The sequence below is a fragment of the bacterium genome (assembly GCA_041648665.1).
In the GTDB taxonomy this organism is placed as follows: Bacteria; UBA10199; UBA10199; order 2-02-FULL-44-16; family JAAZCA01; genus JAFGMW01.
In genome coordinates, this window is the sequence record JBAZOP010000055.1 from 1 (window position 1) to 20354 (window position 20354).

The 20354-nt window shown below is 60.8% G+C and carries 25 protein-coding genes; all 25 read left to right on the plus strand.

Annotated elements, in window-relative coordinates:
* On the plus strand, positions 1-608 hold a 608-nt coding region (locus tag WC683_14040; protein MFA4973727.1), incomplete at its 5' end, for an FkbM family methyltransferase.
* Complete coding sequence (locus tag WC683_14045; protein ID MFA4973728.1) at positions 605-820, plus strand: hypothetical protein; 216 nt, start codon at positions 605-607, stop codon at positions 818-820. The genes WC683_14040 and WC683_14045, both read left to right, overlap by 4 nt.
* Positions 820-1113: a hypothetical protein gene (locus tag WC683_14050; GenBank protein ID MFA4973729.1), complete on the plus strand. Its 294-nt coding sequence runs from the start codon at positions 820-822 to the stop codon at positions 1111-1113. Before WC683_14045 ends, WC683_14050 begins: the two co-directional genes overlap by 1 nt.
* The gene (locus WC683_14055) at positions 1085-1558 is read left to right on the plus strand and encodes a hypothetical protein (protein MFA4973730.1); all 474 of its coding nucleotides are present in this window, start codon (positions 1085-1087) and stop codon (positions 1556-1558) included. The genes WC683_14050 and WC683_14055 overlap by 29 nt, the downstream gene beginning before the upstream one ends.
* On the plus strand, positions 1542-2078 hold the full coding sequence (locus WC683_14060) for a hypothetical protein (protein ID MFA4973731.1): 537 nt from the start codon (positions 1542-1544) through the stop codon (positions 2076-2078). Before WC683_14055 ends, WC683_14060 begins: the two co-directional genes overlap by 17 nt.
* Positions 2075-2809, plus strand: a complete 735-nt coding sequence (locus tag WC683_14065) for a hypothetical protein (GenBank protein ID MFA4973732.1) — start codon at positions 2075-2077, stop codon at positions 2807-2809. The genes WC683_14060 and WC683_14065 overlap by 4 nt, the downstream gene beginning before the upstream one ends.
* 164 nt (positions 2810-2973) lie before the next feature.
* The gene (locus WC683_14070) at positions 2974-3279 is read left to right on the plus strand and encodes a hypothetical protein (GenBank protein ID MFA4973733.1); all 306 of its coding nucleotides are present in this window, start codon (positions 2974-2976) and stop codon (positions 3277-3279) included.
* Between the two features lie 77 nt (positions 3280-3356).
* Positions 3357-4343 carry a glycosyltransferase gene (locus tag WC683_14075; protein ID MFA4973734.1) on the plus strand — a complete coding sequence of 329 codons (987 nt, stop codon included), beginning with the start codon at positions 3357-3359 and terminating at the stop codon, positions 4341-4343.
* On the plus strand, positions 4340-5005 hold the full coding sequence (locus WC683_14080) for a class I SAM-dependent methyltransferase (protein ID MFA4973735.1): 666 nt from the start codon (positions 4340-4342) through the stop codon (positions 5003-5005). Before WC683_14075 ends, WC683_14080 begins: the two co-directional genes overlap by 4 nt.
* Positions 4998-6398 carry a hypothetical protein gene (locus tag WC683_14085; protein MFA4973736.1) on the plus strand — a complete coding sequence of 467 codons (1401 nt, stop codon included), beginning with the start codon at positions 4998-5000 and terminating at the stop codon, positions 6396-6398. Before WC683_14080 ends, WC683_14085 begins: the two co-directional genes overlap by 8 nt.
* Before the next feature lie 94 nt (positions 6399-6492).
* Positions 6493-7053: a hypothetical protein gene (locus WC683_14090; GenBank protein MFA4973737.1), complete on the plus strand. Its 561-nt coding sequence runs from the start codon at positions 6493-6495 to the stop codon at positions 7051-7053.
* A 7-nt stretch (positions 7054-7060) separates the two neighbouring features.
* On the plus strand, positions 7061-7891 hold the full coding sequence (locus WC683_14095; protein MFA4973738.1) for a glycosyltransferase: 831 nt from the start codon (positions 7061-7063) through the stop codon (positions 7889-7891).
* Positions 7875-8627, plus strand: coding sequence for a hypothetical protein (locus WC683_14100; protein ID MFA4973739.1), 753 nt, complete (start codon positions 7875-7877; stop codon positions 8625-8627). Before WC683_14095 ends, WC683_14100 begins: the two co-directional genes overlap by 17 nt.
* A gap of 126 nt (positions 8628-8753) precedes the next feature.
* Positions 8754-10406, plus strand: a complete 1653-nt coding sequence (locus WC683_14105; protein ID MFA4973740.1) for a hypothetical protein — start codon at positions 8754-8756, stop codon at positions 10404-10406.
* A gap of 10 nt (positions 10407-10416) precedes the next feature.
* On the plus strand, positions 10417-10863 hold the full coding sequence (locus WC683_14110) for a hypothetical protein (protein ID MFA4973741.1): 447 nt from the start codon (positions 10417-10419) through the stop codon (positions 10861-10863).
* A 192-nt stretch (positions 10864-11055) separates the two neighbouring features.
* Positions 11056-12021, plus strand: a complete 966-nt coding sequence (locus tag WC683_14115) for a hypothetical protein (GenBank protein ID MFA4973742.1) — start codon at positions 11056-11058, stop codon at positions 12019-12021.
* 30 nt (positions 12022-12051) lie between these two features.
* Positions 12052-12417: a hypothetical protein gene (locus tag WC683_14120; GenBank protein ID MFA4973743.1), complete on the plus strand. Its 366-nt coding sequence runs from the start codon at positions 12052-12054 to the stop codon at positions 12415-12417.
* Complete coding sequence (locus WC683_14125) at positions 12417-12785, plus strand: hypothetical protein (protein ID MFA4973744.1); 369 nt, start codon at positions 12417-12419, stop codon at positions 12783-12785. Before WC683_14120 ends, WC683_14125 begins: the two co-directional genes overlap by 1 nt.
* Entirely contained in the window at positions 12785-13225 is a 441-nt protein-coding gene (locus tag WC683_14130) for a hypothetical protein (protein ID MFA4973745.1), read from the plus strand. The genes WC683_14125 and WC683_14130 overlap by 1 nt, the downstream gene beginning before the upstream one ends.
* Positions 13222-13674 (plus strand): hypothetical protein, encoded by a 453-nt coding sequence (locus WC683_14135; protein MFA4973746.1) that lies wholly within the window; start codon positions 13222-13224, stop codon positions 13672-13674. The genes WC683_14130 and WC683_14135 overlap by 4 nt, the downstream gene beginning before the upstream one ends.
* Before the next feature lie 12 nt (positions 13675-13686).
* Positions 13687-14241 (plus strand): hypothetical protein, encoded by a 555-nt coding sequence (locus WC683_14140; protein ID MFA4973747.1) that lies wholly within the window; start codon positions 13687-13689, stop codon positions 14239-14241.
* A 7-nt stretch (positions 14242-14248) separates the two neighbouring features.
* Positions 14249-14713, plus strand: coding sequence for a hypothetical protein (locus WC683_14145; GenBank protein ID MFA4973748.1), 465 nt, complete (start codon positions 14249-14251; stop codon positions 14711-14713).
* A 288-nt stretch (positions 14714-15001) separates the two neighbouring features.
* Entirely contained in the window at positions 15002-17491 is a 2490-nt protein-coding gene (locus tag WC683_14150; GenBank protein ID MFA4973749.1) for a hypothetical protein, read from the plus strand.
* Complete coding sequence (locus WC683_14155; GenBank protein ID MFA4973750.1) at positions 17488-17859, plus strand: hypothetical protein; 372 nt, start codon at positions 17488-17490, stop codon at positions 17857-17859. Before WC683_14150 ends, WC683_14155 begins: the two co-directional genes overlap by 4 nt.
* Positions 17859-20354, plus strand: a 2496-nt coding sequence (locus WC683_14160; protein MFA4973751.1) for a hypothetical protein, incomplete at its 3' end; no start/stop codon positions are given. The genes WC683_14155 and WC683_14160, both read left to right, overlap by 1 nt.

Here is a 20354-nt window from a genome sequence, read left to right on the forward strand (position 1 = left end):
ACTTGCCCCCCACCACACGTCTCGTCGTCGATCTCGGTGCGCATATTGGCGCATTCTCGCTGCGCGCCCACCATGACTTCCCCAGCGCGATCTATCTCGCGGTCGAGCCGGAACCCGACAACTTCGCCCTCCTCCAGCGCAACCTTGCCTGGAACAAAACGCCCATTAAAGCATACTGCTGCCACCGCTGGGTAGGTCGGCTTGAAGATGGTGAAACTGCCTTTCTTCAACTCGCGCCGGGCCGGTCGGGCAGCCACCGCATTACCCGCACGCCCACACCCACCCCTGCCCCGCCACCCATCTCGCTGGCCGAACTGCTGCACCACACTAACACTGTTCCCGGCGACTACGCGCTGCTCAAGCTCGATATCGAGGGTGGTGAGTGGGATTTCTTCCGCAACACACCCCCCTTCCTGATCGCTGCTTTTGGCGTTATCGTGGGCGAACACCACGGCCCCCTTGACCGCTTTACCACCGAAATCCAATATTGTGAAGGATTGCAAAATCATGTTATAATGCACCACAATTACAGGGCACAGTGGGAGTTGGGCATTTTTGCCGCAGTCAAGAAAACATTACTCCCGCCACACGAAGGAGATATGCTGTGAAAGCTACAACGGTCGTCTTCATTATTACGTTTATCCTCGTTGTCGCCGGCGGCCTGCTCATGACCGCCAAGTACCTGAGCGATTTCCTGCGCCCGCTGCCCGATTGCATCAAGGGTGCGCTCATCGTCATCCTCTTCACCTTGTTCTTCTATGCGGGCTGGCGCATCGTGTTCAGCGAGGACGGCAATATCTTCCGCGGAGGGCCATTCTGATGACCTGGGAGCGTATTACACCAACGCACTATAAGCAAGCTGCGGACGGCTTCACCATCGAAGTCATCCGCGCGCCCATCGGCTGGCAGTGGTACATCTGGCGCGGCCCACAATCCAAACAATTGCTCATTGCCTCCAACCGCGACGCCGATGATACGGACAGCGCGCTGGGCCGCCATAAGCTCTACTACAACACGCACCGCGCGGCCAAGCGCGCTGCGCAGAGCGCCTTGACGGCACTTATACACACTGTGGGACAGGACGATGGCAGTAGTGACACAACCCAAAACTGAGCGCGAGCAGCAGTTGGAGCGCCGCCTCAAGACGCTGCAACATACGCTGGATCAAACTGTCGCTGCTGCACAAAGACTGGCGGGCCGCATAAGATGCTTGCCGCACGCCGATATAGATTCCGCCGTCAAAGAATACGACAGTGCAATGCGGAAAATTGCTATGCAGTACGTGCGCGGCAACTTAACTACTGACCTGGATCATCTCGTCATGCTCGTCGACAACGATCCGGTCCTGTTCGACCACGATGAGGACTACAGCGAAGAACCCTGGCGCTGCGCCTTTTGCGGCATCCATGCCAATGAATCCGACCCAATGGCCTTCCCACACGCCGATTGGTGTGACTGGATGCTAGTCATACGGTATCTGCGCGAGCACCCGGCACGAGATGTGCTCAAATTGCATCTCATCGATACTTGGGGATGGCCGGATGATAAACATCACTGAACTCAAAGACGCCAAGATTGTTGCCGATAACGAAGCCGCTATCGCGGACCTGGAGCAGCAGATCGCTTCCTTGCGCAGCATCGTAGGCACGCTCTCTGGCCTGCTGGGCATGATCGACGACATTGCCCGAAAAGCCAATCTTCCCGCGTGGCCCAGCATCCAAACCACGCTGCGCGAATGCGCTGAGCAGTACCTGCGGCGCGAACTGAACAACCATGATCCTGTGGTCCGGCACCTGATTATCCTGGCTTCCCTCGATCCGGTTTGGCCCACTAAAGTCGATGGCCGCGAGGCATGGAAATGCGCTATCTGCCACGTCATCGATGCACGCACCATGTATGGTAACTTCGTGCCCAGCAACCCAGTTACCTTTCCCCACGCCGAATACTGCGATTGGGTCAAGGCGCGCCGATTCCTCGAACTCATGGGCGTGAACCTGCCCACAGTTCGATACCACTTGCCCTCGCAAGCCGTAATAATCTTTGACAACCGCACCGAAACGCGAGGATACAATCCATGAAACTGTGTCTCATTATGATGATAGGCGCGGGCGAGGCCGACCTGCTGCAATCACACTTGCCTGCCTACATCCATGCCGTGGATGGTTTCATTGCACTAAACAACAACAACGACGCCGCCAGCCTGGAAGTCGCGCGCGCATACAATGCGCAGATCATCGACCACAACTGGGACTGGCGCTTCGACACGGCACAGAACCGCCTGATCGAGCTTGCCGAAAGCGCCGGCTATGACGCCGTACTCAAATCTGACCCCGACGAGTGCTGGTTCGGCGCACACATTGCCCAACTCAGAGCGGACCTGGAACACTACCTCGGCGTCCAGACGCCCTGGTACAACTTTTTTGGCGACCGCTGCCACTACGTCCCCTACCCACCCTTCTATCCCGATCACCATATGCGCATCTGGCGGCTCGGCCACGGCGTGCGCTATGAAAGGCCGCGCCATTCCATTCCCAACCGCGCGGCCCTTGGCTGGCGCGATCACCACGAAGTTCTGGTGCGCGGCGATATCCATTGCTACCACTATGGCTGGACGCGCGCGACCGAATACCTCAACTGGCGTATGGCCAACTACCGCCGCACCGAGCAAGGCCTGCCGCCACTCCCAACCGGCGCACCTGTGCCCGAAAGCGAGCGCCAGTACGCCCCGCGCGAAACCGTCCCATTCGTCGGCCTGCAACCCATACACCCTATCACAAAGGAGGTGATTGACCTTGACCGCATACGATGAGGACAACGAAAGGCCCGCCGGCCCCATGCCGCTCGCTGAAGCGCTCCGCATCATTGAACAGACCGCACAGAAGCTCCGCGCCCAACTCGCGCGCGGCACTGCACTTGCGCAACGTGGACATTTGACATACAATCAATCTGATCCATCGCCACAGGAGGACAGGCATGACGCAGATTGAGTATGCAATTATCACCATGCGCGGGATGGTCACCATCGAGGTGCGGCGCTGCACGGACGAAGGGGCGGAACTCATCTACGAAGGCAATATCTACGCCGGCCTTGCCAAGCTTGGCCAGGAAGGCTGGACCATACCCGATAGCGCGACCTTGCAGCAAGGCGCGATGTTTCTCGCCACCCGCGCCCTGGACCTGGATGATCCGCAGCCGCAGGAAACGCCCGACGCCAAACCCAAACGGCGCGGCCCGCGCACCCAGGCCGAGGACGACGAAAGTGAGCCAGACGAGACGTGACCGCGCGCAGCCTTGCTATTGCCTTCTCGTCCGCTGAGGATGACGCCCACCCCGGCGCATACCCCTATAATGGCGGCATGAAGCTCTACAATATCTGGCGCAGCGCGCTCGTGAGCACCGCTGCGCTGGACTACGCCGCCGGGATATGCGGCTACGGGCGCGCTGAAACCAGCATCCTCACCGCCGGCGACCAGTGGCGGAACTTCGAGTGGCTGACCTATCCCGGCGGCATCCTGCCCATCGACGACTTCGAGGCGCGCCTCACCGCCAGCCCGCCCGACGCCTTGCGCCTCGTCACCTTCTGGCTGCCCTCCAAGGCGCTGATCGACCTGGCGCGCCGACACAACCAGCCCATCTACTACTACGACCACGAGATACGCTGGACGATCGCGCACCGCACCCTTCTGGACCAGTACCTCCACGACGGCCTCCTTGCCCCAGAACGCATCGCCGTCCATACCACGCACACCGCTGCCTGGTACATGGCGCACTACAATTTCAACCCAACGCATATTCCCCAGGTCATCGATACCGATCTGTGGAGCAACTGGGTCACCAGCCAGCCGGAGCGCGACCCGCCCACGCTGGGCTACATCGTGCAGGACAACCAAAGTCTCGAATATGTCGGCAAAATCCTGCACCACCTCAACATAAACCACCCACATCTCAGCCCGATCCGCATTATGGAAATCCACGGCTCGGAGTCGCAAGTTGCCGCCCAAATGCAGCAATGCCACATCTACCTCAGCCTGCACCAGGGCAAGCACCCACTGTGGGGTGAGGGCTGCCCCATCCCCGGCATGGAAGCAATGGCCGCCGGCTGCATCGTCGTCGCCTTCGATGTCATTGGCAACCGCGCATACCTGCGCCACAACTACAATGGCTACCTCGTGTCCAACGGCGACTGGCAGGCAATGGCCGACCGCATTGCTGCCATTCTGACGCGCGGCGCATTCGATATCGAGAACGACCGGCTGCGCGGCCTGGACTATCTGCGCCGCACCCACGACCCATACTACAATACCGACCTGCCCATCCAGTTCCTCAAATGGTTACGCCTATGAACACGCCTACCCAAGACGCCTTGCGCCACACCATCAAGTCAGGCGATGTCCTCATCACCGACGCCGAGATCGCCTGCCTCGCCCACTACGCCCGCAAGGCCAGCGACGCCGCCGAGATCGGCGCGGGCTTCGGCGTCATGACCGGCATCCTGCTCGCCACACTGCACCGCAGCGCCCACCGCAGCGCCCACCTGCTCAGCATCGATCCATTCCTGCCCGACAGCATGAACCCAAACCTGCACGCCACCCAACAGCAGTGCGCCAACAACGCCCTCGCCATCGCCAGCTGGCTCCGACCCGACGCCATGAAAGACATCGTATGGGCACTACGCGCCACGACCAGCGCCCAGGCTGCCCAGGACCACGTCAGCACGCTCGATCTTATCGTCATCGACGGCGACCACCACTACGACGCCGTGCTACAGGATTTCCAGCTGTGGTCGCCCAAGCTGCGCACGGATGGCTACATCCTCATCCACGATAGCCGCCGCCTCGCCGACGCGCCCAACGGCGCTTATGCCCAGGGCTGGCCCGGCCCCACCGACTTCATCGAGCGCTATATCAAAACACAGCAGCATGACTGGTGGCGCGTATGCGACACGGCATATAGCTTCACCGTTATTCGCCGCCACTCATTCCACGAGGAGGAACCCTGTGACTAAGAAGAAAACCAAGAAGAAAGCCGCGCCCGCCCGGTCAGAAAAGCCCATCGTCGTCTTTGGCCTGGGCAAGCTGGGCCTGCCCCTGGCCTGCCTGCTCGCCCGTCACTATCACGTCACGGGCCTGGACACGTCACGCCGGCGCGTTGCCGCCATCGAGCACGACGAGTTCAACGATCAGGACCGCGAACCCCAAGTCGAAGCGCTCTTTGCCGATGTTCATGGCCTTACCGATACCACCCACTCACTCAGCGTGGCACATCTCGGCAGTAATACCCGTGATTTCTTGACTCTCGGCGACGACTTCGTCACGCTGATCGGCGCGGCGCAGGCCATCTTCATCGCCGTGCCCACGCCAGAGGACGAGCAGGGCCGCCTGTCAAGCGAGCACGTCGTCCAGGCCATGAACGATATCCATGACGCCCGCTACGCCTGTGGAAAGCACGCCAACCCGGACACAATCATCTTCATCGTCTCAACCCTCATGCCGGGCGAAACCGAAGCGCTGCGCGAGTATACGCCCGATCTCCAGGTCATCTACGCGCCCACGCTCATCGCGCTCGGCAGCGTGGTCGAGAACCTGATGCATCCCTCCCAGGTTATGATCGGATGGGATGACTGGTATGCCGGCACTGCCGATATTGCCGTAAGCGACCGCATCGAAGCCTATCTTGGCGCGCTGACCGAGCGCGGCACCCTGGCCGGCCTCCATACCACTTACGCGCGTACCGCCGAGGTCGAAGTCGCCAAGCTCAGCATCAACGCCATGCTCACCAGCCGCGTCGCCTTCGCACAGGCGGTCATGGCTCTCTGCGATCAATATCCCAACTGCGACGCCCACAATACCCTTGACCTCATCGGCAGCGACCCGCGCATCGGCCACGCCTATCTCGCCCCCGGCCTCGGCGCGGGCGGCCCATGTCTGCCGCGCGATACGCTGGCCCTCGCCGCCGACGCCATTCACCCACTCGCCCAGGGCCACTTCCAGAACATCGCCGCCACCAACGACCTCATGGCGCACTACGCCGCCGCTGCCTGTGGCCTCGTCCGCACCGTCGCCATCCTCGGCGCGCCTTACAAACTCGGCACGCCCAACGAAACCCAAAGCGCCGCCCACACCATTGCTGCCATACTCAAAACACGCGGCACCGCGGCCTGGTTGCACAACCCAGAGTATGACACCGCCGAGGCCGCCCTTGCCCTCACCGTCCACGCTGACGCTGCCATCATCGCCCTGCCCCATCCCATGTACGCCACCCTACATCTCGCCAGCATAGATTGGAGCATTGCAAAATGCCACACCATCATCGACCCCTGGCGCACACTCCACACGCCGCCGCCCAAACACATCGACTACATCGTGCCCGGCCACTTCCTCCTCGACCACGCGCCGTGAACCCAAAAGACCCCCACGAATGGAGGCCTTTGGCAGACTTGCGTCTGGGGTTTTGGGGTTGCCCACATGATAGCACAGAACCGGTGAAACTGCAATGAACACACAATACTGCCTGGGTGTCACACGTTCTCTTAAAGACATTGGCTGGCTGTCGGTGGACCTGGCCGGCGCGCCGGACGTGCAGTGCGATTTCGCACATCTGACGCTGCCAGAGCCGGCAAGCGTACTGGTCGCCTCCCACGTCCTGGAGCATATCCCCCAGCGCGGGCGCGGCGAGGACCGCGTGCGCCGTACAATTGAAATACTCACGTGCTGGCACAGCCAGATGCAACCTGACGCAGCGCTGATCGTGTGTGTACCTGATGGCGACCTGGTGACGCGCCTCATGATCGAACGCCCGCATAACTACTGGAGTTTAAGTAACACTGAGTTCCGCGATATCCTGGGCCTGATCTATGGCGGCAACCAGGATGACCTGAACCGACACTACATGCTATTCAATCAAAGCTGCTTATCATGGTGCCTGGCGCAGGCTGGTTTCATCGAGATCGAACGTATACCACCAGAGCGCGACCTCTGGCCTGGCTTGCCGCGCACACTCAACACGGCAGCGCATGACCTGCGCTCACTAAACCTGGTCGCATTTGTCGCGTGAGGCAAACATGAAGATCACCCTCGCTTTCGACATCTTTAACAAAGAGGACAGCATTGCCGCAGTGCTGCAATCCTGGCTCGCTACGACTTCGGGCAAGCATGACATCGAGGTTATCGCAGTGTATGATGCCTGTGTGGACACCTCACGCACTATTGCCGAAGAAGTCGTCCGTGATGCCGGTGTCGCATACCAGGGCCTCGAAACTGATGACGTGTTCGAGATCAAAGCCAATAACGCCGCGCTCAAAGTCGCTACTGGCGACCTGATCGTGTTTGTCCAGGACGATAACCTGATGTGGGACCGCAATTGGGACGCGCTGCTTGCCCGTATCGCCGCGCTGCCTCGAACGGGTGCAATGGGCTTGCTCGCCGGCTTGAAAGTTTATCCCAGCGGCACATACGAGCGCATCGAGTGTTGGCGGGAGCGCAAAGGCGACCACTACGCCAAGCACAATATCTCGCCTGATCGATACCCGCTGGCGGCGTACTCGGTCAACGCCATAAACCGGCCTTTTGCTATCGCCACCAGCTTGCTGCGTGCCCAGGGCGGATTGGATGAAACCTACTGCCCGATGGATTTCGACGATCTCAGCCTAAGCATCGACCTTTTCAGAAAGGGCTATACCAACTACTATATCCCCTTCGCTGTCGTCAACACCTCGGCCAAGTTCAGCACTATCGGACCGAAACAGGCAGCGGCCAACTACCAGCATGGCCGACAAGTATTCCTGGACCGGCACCTCGACTACCTCGGCGGGCAATACTACACGCCGTGTGCCCAGCCCATCGTCACTCTAAAAGAATATGACGGCGGTATCACGTATGCTGACGATCTTTAGCACCCTGAAGGCAATCGACGATGAAACTGAGCTTGCCCAAACTAACGCGCTCCGCTCCTGGCAACAAATTGCGGGCGTTGCGGGAGTCCTTGTCTTCGGCAACGACCGAGGCGTCGCAGAACTTTGTCAAAGAACTGGGGTCGCCCACCACCCCGATATCGAAACCACTCCCGCCGGCACGCCAAGTGTGGCAGGCTTGTTCGCCAGAGCACGACGGCTATGCACAACACCTAACCTGGTCTATGCCAACGCTGACATCATTCTCCTGGGAGACATCGCCGGCGCAATCCGCGCCGCATCCAGCATCGAATCGCCTTTCCTCATCGTTGGACAGCGCACCGACCTCGCGCATATTCCACATCTTGACTTCGATAGTCCCACCTGGCGCGCCGATGCCGCCAATCTTGCACAACAAGGCGCTCTGCACCAAAAGTCAGGCATCGATTACTTCATCTTCCCCAGAGAACTTTATGCCGACCTCCCCGCCTTCGCGCTGGCACGTTGGACTTGGGACAATTACCTCGTCTGGCACGCAGTGGAGCACGCACGTGCCCGGCTCATCGATGCCACGGCTGCCATCACAGCACTACACCAGTTCCACCCCAAACGCGCCGGCTACCACAGCGCCGACGCCCAGCGGAACCGCGACCTGACCCAGGGCACGGGCTTTCGCGTCCTTACCATCGCGCACGCCACACACCGCTACCAAAATGGCGCACTGACACCCACCTCATAATGTAGACACGTCTCAACAAAACTCCGCGCGCTCTTGACTTTGCCGCACGCTCAGGATATACTGAGTGTGTAATGCTACGGCAAAGTTTCGTGTTTATCTCAAAGCCACCAAGTTAAAGGGGGCGCGATGCCGTACAAAGTGTTCAAGCGCGGCGACCAGTTCTGTGTCTTCAAGCTCGACGCCGAGGGCGAGCCGTCAGAGCAACTCAAATGCTATGGCACGAAGGCGCAGGCAGAGCGCTATCACCGCGCGTTGGAAGCCAATGTCTCCGATATGGCCCCCGAAGGCAGCCTCAACGCGCTTCTGGAAGAATTGGACGCCGCCGTTGCCGGCTCCAGCAAATTCCCCACCGACCGCGATAGCCGCGCCTGGGCGCGCTGGGTATTCCCAACTCAGGTCGTCGTCGCCACGTTTAAGGACAACAAGGAAACGCTGTGGCGTGCTGACTGGTCACGCGATGCCGAGGGCAAGATTGCCTTTTCTGAAGTCGTCCAGGTCGAGGAAGTGCCCATCTTCCGGCCCGTCAGCGAAATTGCTAACTTTGAGGCCAGCTTTGCCCCCGCCATTCTAAGTATCTCCGCCGGCGATGACGAGGTCATCGAAAGCACGCTCGTTTGGGAGTTCGAAGGCAAGCATCCCGCCATTCCCACTTTTGCCAACGTCAATACTGAACTCCTATTTGCCGAAGACCAGGCGCAGGGCACGGACCCGTTTCTCGTCGTTATGCCGGTCGCGCGCGTAGGCGAGACTTCCAAGAACGGGCGTCATTACGACGAGAACCTGGTTTCGGCTATCGAGCGCCAGTTGCCAGGTTTGGGTGGCGTGCGTGGCCACGTCCCGGTCAAGGATCGGGGCAACGCCTACCCGCCCGAAGTCGTGGATTGGATCGGCGCGCGGCGCATTGGGCAGACGCTCTGGGCCAAGGCCTATGTCCCGCCCGGCCCAACGCGCGATGAGATCAGACGCCTCAAGGCGCGGGGCGGGAAGCTCGCCACGTCCATCTACGGCGTCATGCGGCGCAAAGTCGCGCCCAACGGCAAGGTTTCTGAGCCGGAACTGATCCTCGAAAGCCTTGACCTCGCGCCGCCTTCCCGCGCGGCGCTTGACCTCGGCGGAGAGTTCGCCGTCGTGTCCGAGATCGCCACCGAACTACAGCACGCTGAGGGCGTCTATGCCGGCGATCCCTGGCATATCGAAACCACTTACCTTAATGAAGAGGAGCTTACCATGCCTACAAAGGCTGAGATGATTGCTGAACTGACCGCGCGGGACGCCGATCTGCTTCCTGAAGCCGTCAGGCAGGCAATTGCCAAGAAACTCCAGCTTGAGGCCGACGTGGAGCGCGTCGCAGAACTGGAGGCGCACAATAAGTCACTGACCGATCAGGTCGCAGAACTGACCGAGAACCTCAACGGCGCGCAGGCCAAGCTTCAGGCCAGCGAGCAGTCCTATGCCGTTATCACTGCCGAGATGCAGAAGTTCGCGCTCCAGGACGCGCTCGCCAAGGTCGTCACCATCGAGGTCCTGCGCCCAGTCGTGGAGCAGATGGTTCAGCTGCGCTTGCTTCAGCATGACAGCGAGGCGCAGCCCGACCTGTCAGCCCTGGTCACGGAAATCTGGGACAGCGAGGCGATGCAGCCACTGCGCGAGAAAGTCGTCGCCGACCTCAGCGGTCCGGCAGCGTCCATTAGCGCCGCGCGGCGCGCCAATGGGTCGATGCCTGAGATCAATTGGGAAGAGCGCGTGGCCGAGATTCGCCGGCGCGCTGGCCTGAGCTAAGGAGTAACTCATGACTGCTGTTACGGTTTCAGATCGCACCACCATCCGCGCGCAGATCGAAAAGGGCGCGCTCGTGTACCCCTATACCGCCGCCGAAGATGTGGACCGCGGCGAGGTCGTCTCGCTGGACTCCTCGGCTGAGGCCACACTTGCGGACCGCAACTCCACCGCAGCCGTGGCGCGCGGTATCGGGATCGTCGTCGATGGCCCGTTCGACCAGAGCAGCTACACTTACGCAGATGGTGCGCGTATCGGCGTCTGCGTGTTCGGACCGGTCACCGGCTTCTCAAGCCTCACGCCCGGCATGTGGTATTACCTCAGCCAGACAGCAGGCGCACTGGATACTGCCGCGCCCGCCGAGAGTTCGAACGAGTACAAGCGTGCCGTCGGCTATGCTCTCGACACGACCACAATCTTCGTGCTCCCGATCCCTGGCGACGCCGAGTACAAGAGCTAAGGGAGACTGAAAATGGCTGAACTAATCGGACCTGCAACCATCCTGGAGCGTGCCCTGCCCACCGGCTGGGACGCCGGCGAAGTTGCCCGTTGGCAGACCCGCGACGGCATCTCGCTTGCCGACGTGATTGCCGACTCTGCGGCGGCTTTCGGCTCGGAGACGACCCGCCTCGTCCAGCGCTGGGGTGGCCTGATGTCACTCACGGAAGAGGATAAGGTCGAGTATGAACAGGGCGGCTCGATCACCTCGATGGAAGAAGTCACCGAGAACTCGCGTATCGGCGTCGTCCGCGGGCAAACTATCGGGCACATGCTCAGGATGTTGCCGTATCAGGCGGCCCTGGGCTGGACGCGGTACTACCTGCTAGACGCCCGGCGCGAGCGCATCGACGCTGACATCGCAACCGGCGTACGCAAGTGGAAGCACGTCTTCGAAAAGGCGCTCCTGACCCGGTTCTTCACGACCACGGAGCATCAGATCGGCGGCACCAGCGGCACGGGCTACGATGTTCCGTTCGTCCACGGCACGAGCGGCAACGTGGACTACGCGCCGCCGGAGTACGAAGGCTCGACCTTCACTACCAGCCACGACCACTTCAACTACCACAACTCCAGTGCTTCGGAGACGCTTGCCGATGTGCTGGAGGACGCCGCCGCTGACCTTTTCGAGCATGGGCATATGCCGCCTTACACGGCGATGGTGTCTGGCGCTGATATCGCCTCCTACCTGGCACTCGACAACATCATCAAGAAAGTCGCGCCCATCGTGGAGAACCTGTTCTCCGGCCTGACCGAGGGCCGTGCGGTGCTGGACCAGCCCATGTGGGATGGCCCCGGTAACCTGTTTGCTTACTACGATAGCCCCTATGGGCAGATCAATCTGTATGCAAACAACCGCATCCCGACGGGCTACGCCGGCATGTACAAATCCTACGGCGCGATGACTGCGGCCAACCCGCTCGCGGTCCGGGTTCATCCGGACGTGGGCTTCGGCGCGTACATCGTGACGCCGGGCCAGCCGGCGATGAATGGTCTGTACATGGGCGGCGTGATCTTCGAGGCGCTGTTCGGGGTCGGCATCGGGCGCGACCGCACCAATGGCGTCGCCAGCTACCTGGCTGCCGGCGCTGCGTCGTATACCAACCCGACGATCAGCTGACCTTGATGCCGAGGTAAGCCAATGGCCGAGATGACCGCCGATCAACTGTCTGACTTCCGCAAAGATATCGGTGACGAGGACGCAGACAACTACGTCTTCACCGAAACCGAGATCAACCGGCTCTTCACGCGGGCGGATTCGGACTATGATCGGACGGTCATCCTGGCCCTGGAGCAACTCATCACCAATGCCGCCAAGTTCGCGGACTACACCGTGGGCCAGACCACCGAGCGGCGCTCGCAGGTCTTCGACCAGCTGGTCCGCACGCTTGACATCAAGCGGCAATCCACCGCCGCCGGCGATCAAGCCACCGTCTTTATGGGGCAGATGGAAAGCTACCCCGTCAAATCCAGGGACGTGCCGTCGGAATATGAAGACACGCTGGAGTGGACCTGATGCCGACGTTCGCTAACTGGTCGGGCACGATGGCCACCGACGCGGGCCTTACCGAAAGCGCCGACCGTCTCGTGGGCCGAAACCCAACCACGCTCACCGTCACCGCCCGGCCCGCCGGCGGCAGCTTGCCTGGCGCTCAGGTCGTGCGCATCGAGCCACTCAACGACCCGCGCCGCGTCGTGGGCGAAGCATACATGCTGTCGAATACGTGGGTCACAGTCATTGGCTATAGTGGGCACGCAACGGTCGCCGACACTGATCTGAAAGTGGGCGACGAGTTCCTGGTCGCCAGTGAGCATTATGTGATCCATGCGATCCGGCCTGCAACGCCGGGTCACTTCGAAGCATATGCAAGGGCAACGCGCTAATGGCTGCCGACGGTTTGCAATGGGTGACGCCGCCGGAACAGTCGATCCGCACGCACCTTACCAACTGGATATATGCCCGCGATGATGACATCGGCGCTTTGCTGACACGATATAGCGCCGAGATCACGCGCTGGATGAAGCTCTACGCGCCGTGGACGGACCGAACCGGCGTCGCGCGCGCCAGCTTGATCGCCGAGTACTACCGCATCTCCACAACTACGCATGTACTTGAGATGCGCTACGGCCCGTCAGGCAACGAACTTTACTATGCGCGCTTCCTGGAGTTCGCACACGGCGGACGCTATGCTATCGTCGGCCCCGCGCTGAGCCATTTCTTCCCACAGATCATGGCCGACGTGCGCAACACTTTCCGCCGTATTGGCGGCACGCTGCCCATCCGTGCGGCGGTCACGCGCGGTCCAGAGGCACCCAGACCATGACGGCGATCCGCGACGCGATCAAGGTCATCCTTGAGGCCGATACGGGCGCGGGCGGTTTTGCCACTGTGCTGACCGGCGGCGTCTATGACTGGGACGAGACGGGCCGCCTTGGCATCAGCCGCGAGAACACCGCGACCAGCACGGCCTTCGACGCCAATAAGCGCCTCAAGCCCTGTGCGCTGATCCGCACCCGGTCCCAGGAGCCGGATGGCTTCATCGCCGACCCGACACCGGTGCGCAGCATTATCGAAACGGTGGAACTGTGGCTGTATCAGGTCGATGGCTATGAAACCATCGAGGACGCGGAAGCCCGCGCGTTCACACTCCTGGACCAGCAGCGGGCATCGAACCACACTTTGCGTTACAACGGCGTCATTCGGGCTTATGATGACCCACTCGATGCCTTTGTGCTTCGCGCCACGTATACGGCGCGCTACATAAGAACCTAAGAGGAGGCTACGATGCCTTTCGATACCTATGGAAGCCCTGGGTTTAGCCTGGACGACTGCAAGGTCGCGGTCTGGTCTGCGGGCAGTACGTATGGCACCGAGGTCGATGTCTACGGCGTGCGCATCCTGGGCGGCGACCCAAACTTTACCGAGGCTGTGCTGGAAGGCGACGACGCCGAACTCGCGGCGAACTCGCGCCTCAAATCCATTACCGTCGAACTGGAGTTCGCTGACCTGAGCTTCGACACGCTCGCCGTGCTCACCGGCATCACGACAGCGACCGACAGTGCGAACTACGAGGCCATGCTGTGGGATAGCGTCAACGCACCCTATGTGGGCCTCTGCGGGCGCGCGCTCCAGGACGGCGGCGATGGCGACTTACACCTATTCTTCCCAAAGGGCAAACTCACGTCGCTCAGCGGCATCCAGCTGCAACAGGACAACTACGTCATCCCGCGTGCCACCATGCGCTTTATCCGGGATACGACCTATGGCATCTTCCAGCCGATCAAGCACAATACCGCCACCGCGATCGCCATTCCGCCGACGTACGCGCAGACTTCGTGAGGTGAAGATGGCTAAAGATAACCCACTGTCAGCCAGCACCAGGGAAGAATGGGAAGCCAAACGCGGCGGCGTCCTGCTCACTTTGCCAGCCAGTGGCCTGGTTGTGCGCGCCCGGCCCATTGGCATCCAGGAAGCCATTATGGACGGCGTGGTGCCTGACGAACTAACGGCCACCATTGCCGGCCTGATGCAAACCGCCGACGGCGAGATCGACCTGACATCGGGCAACGCCGTCACGACGCTGCGCGAGTTCGGGCCGATCTGCAACGCCATCGTGTGCGCCGGCCTGCTCGAACCGCGATTCTCGACTGATCCGACGCCGCCCGATGGCGCGCTGCCCATCGCCTACATTCCCGCCACGGATCGGCAGCAACTCTTTGCCTGGATGAACGGAGATGCGCGCGCGCTCGAACCCTTTCGTCCGAAACATCAGGGAGATGTGGAACCTGGCGGTAGCGGCGAAGGAGTATAGCCAGCGCCCCAGCGCTTTCTTACACATCGTCAATACCTGGGCGGCGTACCAACTGGATCAAGCCGTTCTTTTGCTGGCCTCGTGGGTCGAAGGACACTACTATGCACACAGCAACCAGCGAAAGGACGGCACTTTTATCCGGGAGCGGGGTCACTTCGTGGAACAACTGCACGCGGTCGCAAATGGTGACGCTGCGCGACCCACATCACGCCAACTCAAAGGCAAAACGAACTACGACCGCGCGACGGAGTTTGTCGCTTTGCTCCTGGGTGGAAGTGAGCGGCGCTGATGGCTAATATCCCCTTCGCGCCCGCGACAGGCAACGCGCCAGCCCTACTCGGTCGTGCTGGCGGCGGCGAATCTGCCGTAGGCCGTGTTGCCATCGATACTTCGCAACTCGGCCAGGCCGTGCGCGCGGTCGAGGTCGCCACCCAGCAAATTGGCCGCGCATTCCAAACTGGCCAAACCACAGTGCGCCGCGCCATCGATGGCATCAAAAAGGACTGGGCTGATCTCCAAAAGGACCTGCGCCGCCTCCAGGTTGCCACGTTGCCCCTTGCTGGCCTTGCGGTCGGCGGCCTGGCCGCAGCGCAAAACATCAAAGCGCTCAGCATCAGCATCCAGGCGCTTGGCGGTGACCTGGACGAGATACGCGGCATCGCGGAGGAATTCGGCCTCCCGTTTGTCGAGTTTGCCGAGGGCGCGCGCGCCCTCATTCCGCAAGTGCGCCGCGCCAATGCAAACCTGCGCGATACCCTCATTGTCTCGCAGCAGCTGCAACTTCTGAACCCGCTCCAGGGCATTCGCGGCGCGGCTTTCGGCCTCTCGGAATTCCTTGCGGGCCAGTACCGCTCGCTGGTCTTCCGTTTCAACCTCGATAGTCAGCGCCTCCAACGCATCCTGGCCGACGCCGGCGGCAGCATCGACGCCGCTGTCCAGGGCCTTAGCGCTTACCTGGGCGAGATTGGCCTGACCACCGACGCGCTGCGCGAGTTTGGCGAACAAGGCTTGCACGCTTTCAGCGTCATGCGCGACGAGATGCTGCAAACCCTGGCCGAGGCCTTCACACCGCTGCTCAACGATATCGTCCTGCCGATGGTGCGTGGCTTCTCCGACCTGGTGCGCCAGCTGCGCGAGACGAACCCGGAACTGCTCAGGATCGCCGCCGCCATTACGTCAATCGTGGGCCTGATCTCCGCCGCCAGTTTCGCGCTTGGCCCGCTGATTGCGCTCGTCGGCGGCATCTTCACCAACCCCATCGCGCTCGCCGGCCTGGCGGTCATTGGCGCAGGCGCGGCCAGCTTAATTGCAACAGCGCGCGCACAAAACCTCTCTTTTGGAGAGACCATACGGCTTATTATTGTTACATTGGCCGATGTGGTGGGCGAGTTCGCGGCGACTATTTTGGAGGCGGGCAACTTTATTGCACGTCTTTTCGAAGAGTTGGCTGGCAAACTTGGCCTGATCGAGAAAACGCCAGAACAGGCAGCGTTTGAGGCACAATTAGAACTTGTTGACCAGGCCATTGCTGATATGGAAAGCGCGCTACGTACTGGCGCAGAAGTGCCGCAGCGCGTCTCATTATTTTTACATGAATTGTTTGGCGGCCCTGGACTGGGTCAGCTTGTCGCAGATTTGGTTGAAGCAGGAGAAGCTACCGGCTACCGTGATGCTGCGCTCATCATTATGCAACGAGTGCGTGACGAGCTTGTGCAGCAACTGGAGGAGGCAGGCGGCGGCATCGGCTTTCGACTCGCCAGCCCACAAACCATCCAGGCACTGCGCGACCTCGACATTACCGCAGGCGAATTTCTTGATACTCTTTTCGAGGTCAATAAAACACTAGAGCGAACCTCGCAGATTGCTCAGGAAACTGTCAGCGAAGGCCTTGCACCCACCGTCGAGCAACTCGAACTCTTCAGCGAGTACCTCCAGGAAGTCGCCGAACTCGAAGCGCGCCGCAATGAGCAAATCGCCGAAATACGCGAAGAGGCTGCTGAACGCGAGGCCGAGGAGAACACCGAACACCAGGAACGCCTGATCGAACTCCAGAGTGAGGCGCACGAGCGCGAGGCGCAAAACCTGAAGAACTACCAGCGCCAGGAAGCGCGTGCCCGCGCCCAGCACCGCCGCAGCCTGTTCGAGGCCGCCGCGCGCCTGGATGCCATTGCCGTCCGGCGCGAGCTTGAAAGCGAGGCCGAGCGCCGCGAGCAGGCAAAGGAAGACTTCGAAGAACAGCGCACACAAGAACGCGAGAATCTCCAGGAACGCATCGACGATGAGATCAAGACGCACAATAAGCGCCTGGCTGAGCAGCGCAAGGCCGACGAGAAACGCATCCGTGAAATTATCGAGACAACCAATAAAGAAATTGCTGACCGCAAGCAAAAGTATATCGATGCAAATTTGGAACTTGCAGTGGAAGCGGGGCAGCATCAGTTCAGAATGCTTGGCATCCAGCGCCTGGGGCAAGAAGGATTAGAAGATGAATATGAGGCATTCTGGGACAAATTGATCGCAGAAGCCAATGCGCGCGTTACCTCACTAAGTTTAAGCGGGCAATTTCGCGCCGGTGTTGGCATTGGGGCAGGCACGTACACAGCACCACCGCTGGGCAACTTCATGACCAATACGTTACGTAAGACGGGCACGACGCGTACCGCAACCCTGAACGTGGGCCAGATTGTGGTCAACGGCTCCAACCTGACGCCAAAGCAGCTGCAAAACACAATTAACAATACGCTACGCACGACGATAAAGGACCTATCACTCGCATGACTTACCAAGTCGCCGACGGGCACAACAACGCCGCAGGTTACGCGGACATCGATCCGCAGCCGGCCTCGGATGGCATCCAGACGCCGCGCCGGTCATACACGGCATCTGGCGTCTACGACGATGGCCGCCAGTATATCGTGCTGCGCTGGAATGTCCTGACTGACACTGAACTCACCACTGTACTCACTGCGTTTGGCCTGGCCGACGCAATCACCAACGAGGTCACAGTGAGCGTTCCCGGCGAGTTCAACCGCACTTTCGTGGATAAGAATGGCACCGCGGTGCGCCCCCACAGCCCCGAATTGGGATACCGCGACTGGTATAATGATATCGAAATACGTGTCATCGACCTGGAGGATACGGCCTGATGCCCGCCCTCAGCGACCCGACGACCTGGCGCACACACCCCTTCTCATACAAGGGCTACCTGTTTCTACTTGATCCTACCGTCGTATTCGAAGCGCTGGTCAACATGCCCGGCGGCGTCAGCTATCCTATCCATACGTTTAACTGGGACGGCGTTATCTCCGGCGCATATACTAACGTGCGCGCGGGCATGACAGTCCTTTTCGGCTCGACGCGCGGCAACGACGACCGCGGGCGGCAGCGCGTCCGCCTCGCGCCTACCGGCGACGATTTCTACATCGGCTGGTCCTCACGCGGCGTCCACGATGGCGAGGTCACGCTTTTTGACAACACCTACATCACCGTCCTTGACGACTACCGTGTGTGGTCCAAAATCCCCTATATCGACGAGAGCGGCACCGCGTACAAAGACGCCACGCTGCAATTTGCCACCAATGGTATCAACCCGCCCCCAGTCGCCAACGGCGGGCCGGGCTACGCCGAATTTGTCGATCCTGACACCAATGTTATCACGGTTGACTTCGATGCCTCCGATTCTTTTGCCGTAGATGACGGCGCAAGCATCTCAACCTACGCCTGGGACTTCGACGATGGCACGCCGGCGTCATCGGCAAGCGCCACGGCCAGCGGCGTCACATTCCCGCCTGGCTTTCGTTGGGTACACCTGACCGTCACCGACAGCAACGCCAATTCACACATCGCCCACATTCCCATCTTTGCCGCCGAGAAGACGGGCACCAATGCGCCGATTGAGGATTTTCAGGTCACCAACCAAACGCTGACGCCTGAAGGCCAGCAAATCTCCTTCCGCATCCTCGAATCGATCCCAGAGGGCACGTACCCCGACGGCACCCTGGCCATGTATTGGGAACGCGAGCGCTATGGCAGCAACGTCGGCGCACTGGCCGGGCCGTCAGGCCGCGAGCATATGAAGTTTATCGGCTGGCACGGCAACGAAAACGCGCTGCATGGTGCCAGCGAAGAGGGCTACCTCACCGAAACAACCATCGAGTGCGTCGATGTCGTGGGCCGCTTACAACGGCTGCCGGGCTTTCCGCAGATCGTGGAGCGCGAGGCGTCGCCGGCTTCCTGGGAAGAGATGGCCAATGCCAACATCGACCGCTATTTGCACTACATCCTGCACTGGCACAGCACCGCGCTGGACCTGGCTGACTTCACCTGGTCCGGCTTAGGCTCCACTTACCCCTTCACTGCACTCAGCAGCGATGGGCAAAACCTCTACGCGCAGGCCGACGAGCGCGCCCAGGCCATTGCGCACCGCCTGACGTGTGACGCCTGGGGCCGCCTCTGGGTCCGGCCCGATCCGCAACTTCAGGATACCGCAGACCGTTCCACGACTTACATCCTCGACATCGACGAAACAGATTGGTCCAGCTTCGAGGCCGCCCGCCAGCGGCATCCAACGATCCACTGGCTGCACAGTGGCGCGATTGTGGCCAGCACTTCAGAAGTCAGCGCGGTATTCTGTGTCGCGCCGGGCTTTGCGCCTGGCCAGGGCGAAGGCTCGCGCGACCAAAACTACCAACTGGTCGCCAGCCAGAGCGAACTCAATACGCGGGAAGGACACCGTTACGCGCGGTACAACTCCGACCACGGCCTCTATACCGTCACTATCCCCAATCGCGGCGACGCCGGCATCAACCCAGCATGGATGGAATATGTGCGTGCCTCGATTAGCACTGCCAACGCTGCGCAGCGCGGCAACAGCTTCACTGATTCCCGTTTTCTACCCATGGAAGTCGATATTGAGCATGACCATGAGGCAGGTACCAAGAATTATGTCATTACTGTCGAGCCATTTGTGTCTGGTGCGCCGGCCAAGACCGAAATCATTGAGACGCCCAACTTCCCAACCTGGACACCGCCCACATCTACACCGCCGCCTTCTGTTTACGTACCTGGTGCATTGTTGCCAACTAAACTAATTGCGTTGATGGGCAACGGGCACGTGGCAATTGCGACCTCGTACAGCCATCCGACCGCCCCCGCCTGGCAGGACGCCACCGGCGCGATGACCGGCGATTGCGGCTCGCCGGGCGGCGGCAACAACGAGGGCGGCTACCTGTACGAAGACCTGTGGTATCCGGCGCGCTACTGGGTATCCAACTCCGATGGCCTGTGGGTCAACGAAGACCCCTTCGGTGGCAGTGCATGGTCGCTCCAGAACAACGACCCGCTGCTGCGTGGTGTGCGCAAGCTCGTGCAGAGCATCCGGCAAGAGGGCTGGATGGCGGCGCACGTCGCGGAGGGTTCGCTCGGCGGCGGGCGCGTAATCTACTCGTTCGACAATTTCGCCACGATTGCCGGCATCGTCCCGTGGGCAACTAGCATCGTGACCTACTCCGACATGACGGTGGCGCAGGGCGGGCGGGCGACCGGGGCCGGCTCTGGCGTGCAGCTGTACTTGCTGGGGCGCGTCGCCACGCCGGGTGACCAATATATCGTGTATAGCGGCGACGGCGGCGTGACCGTGACA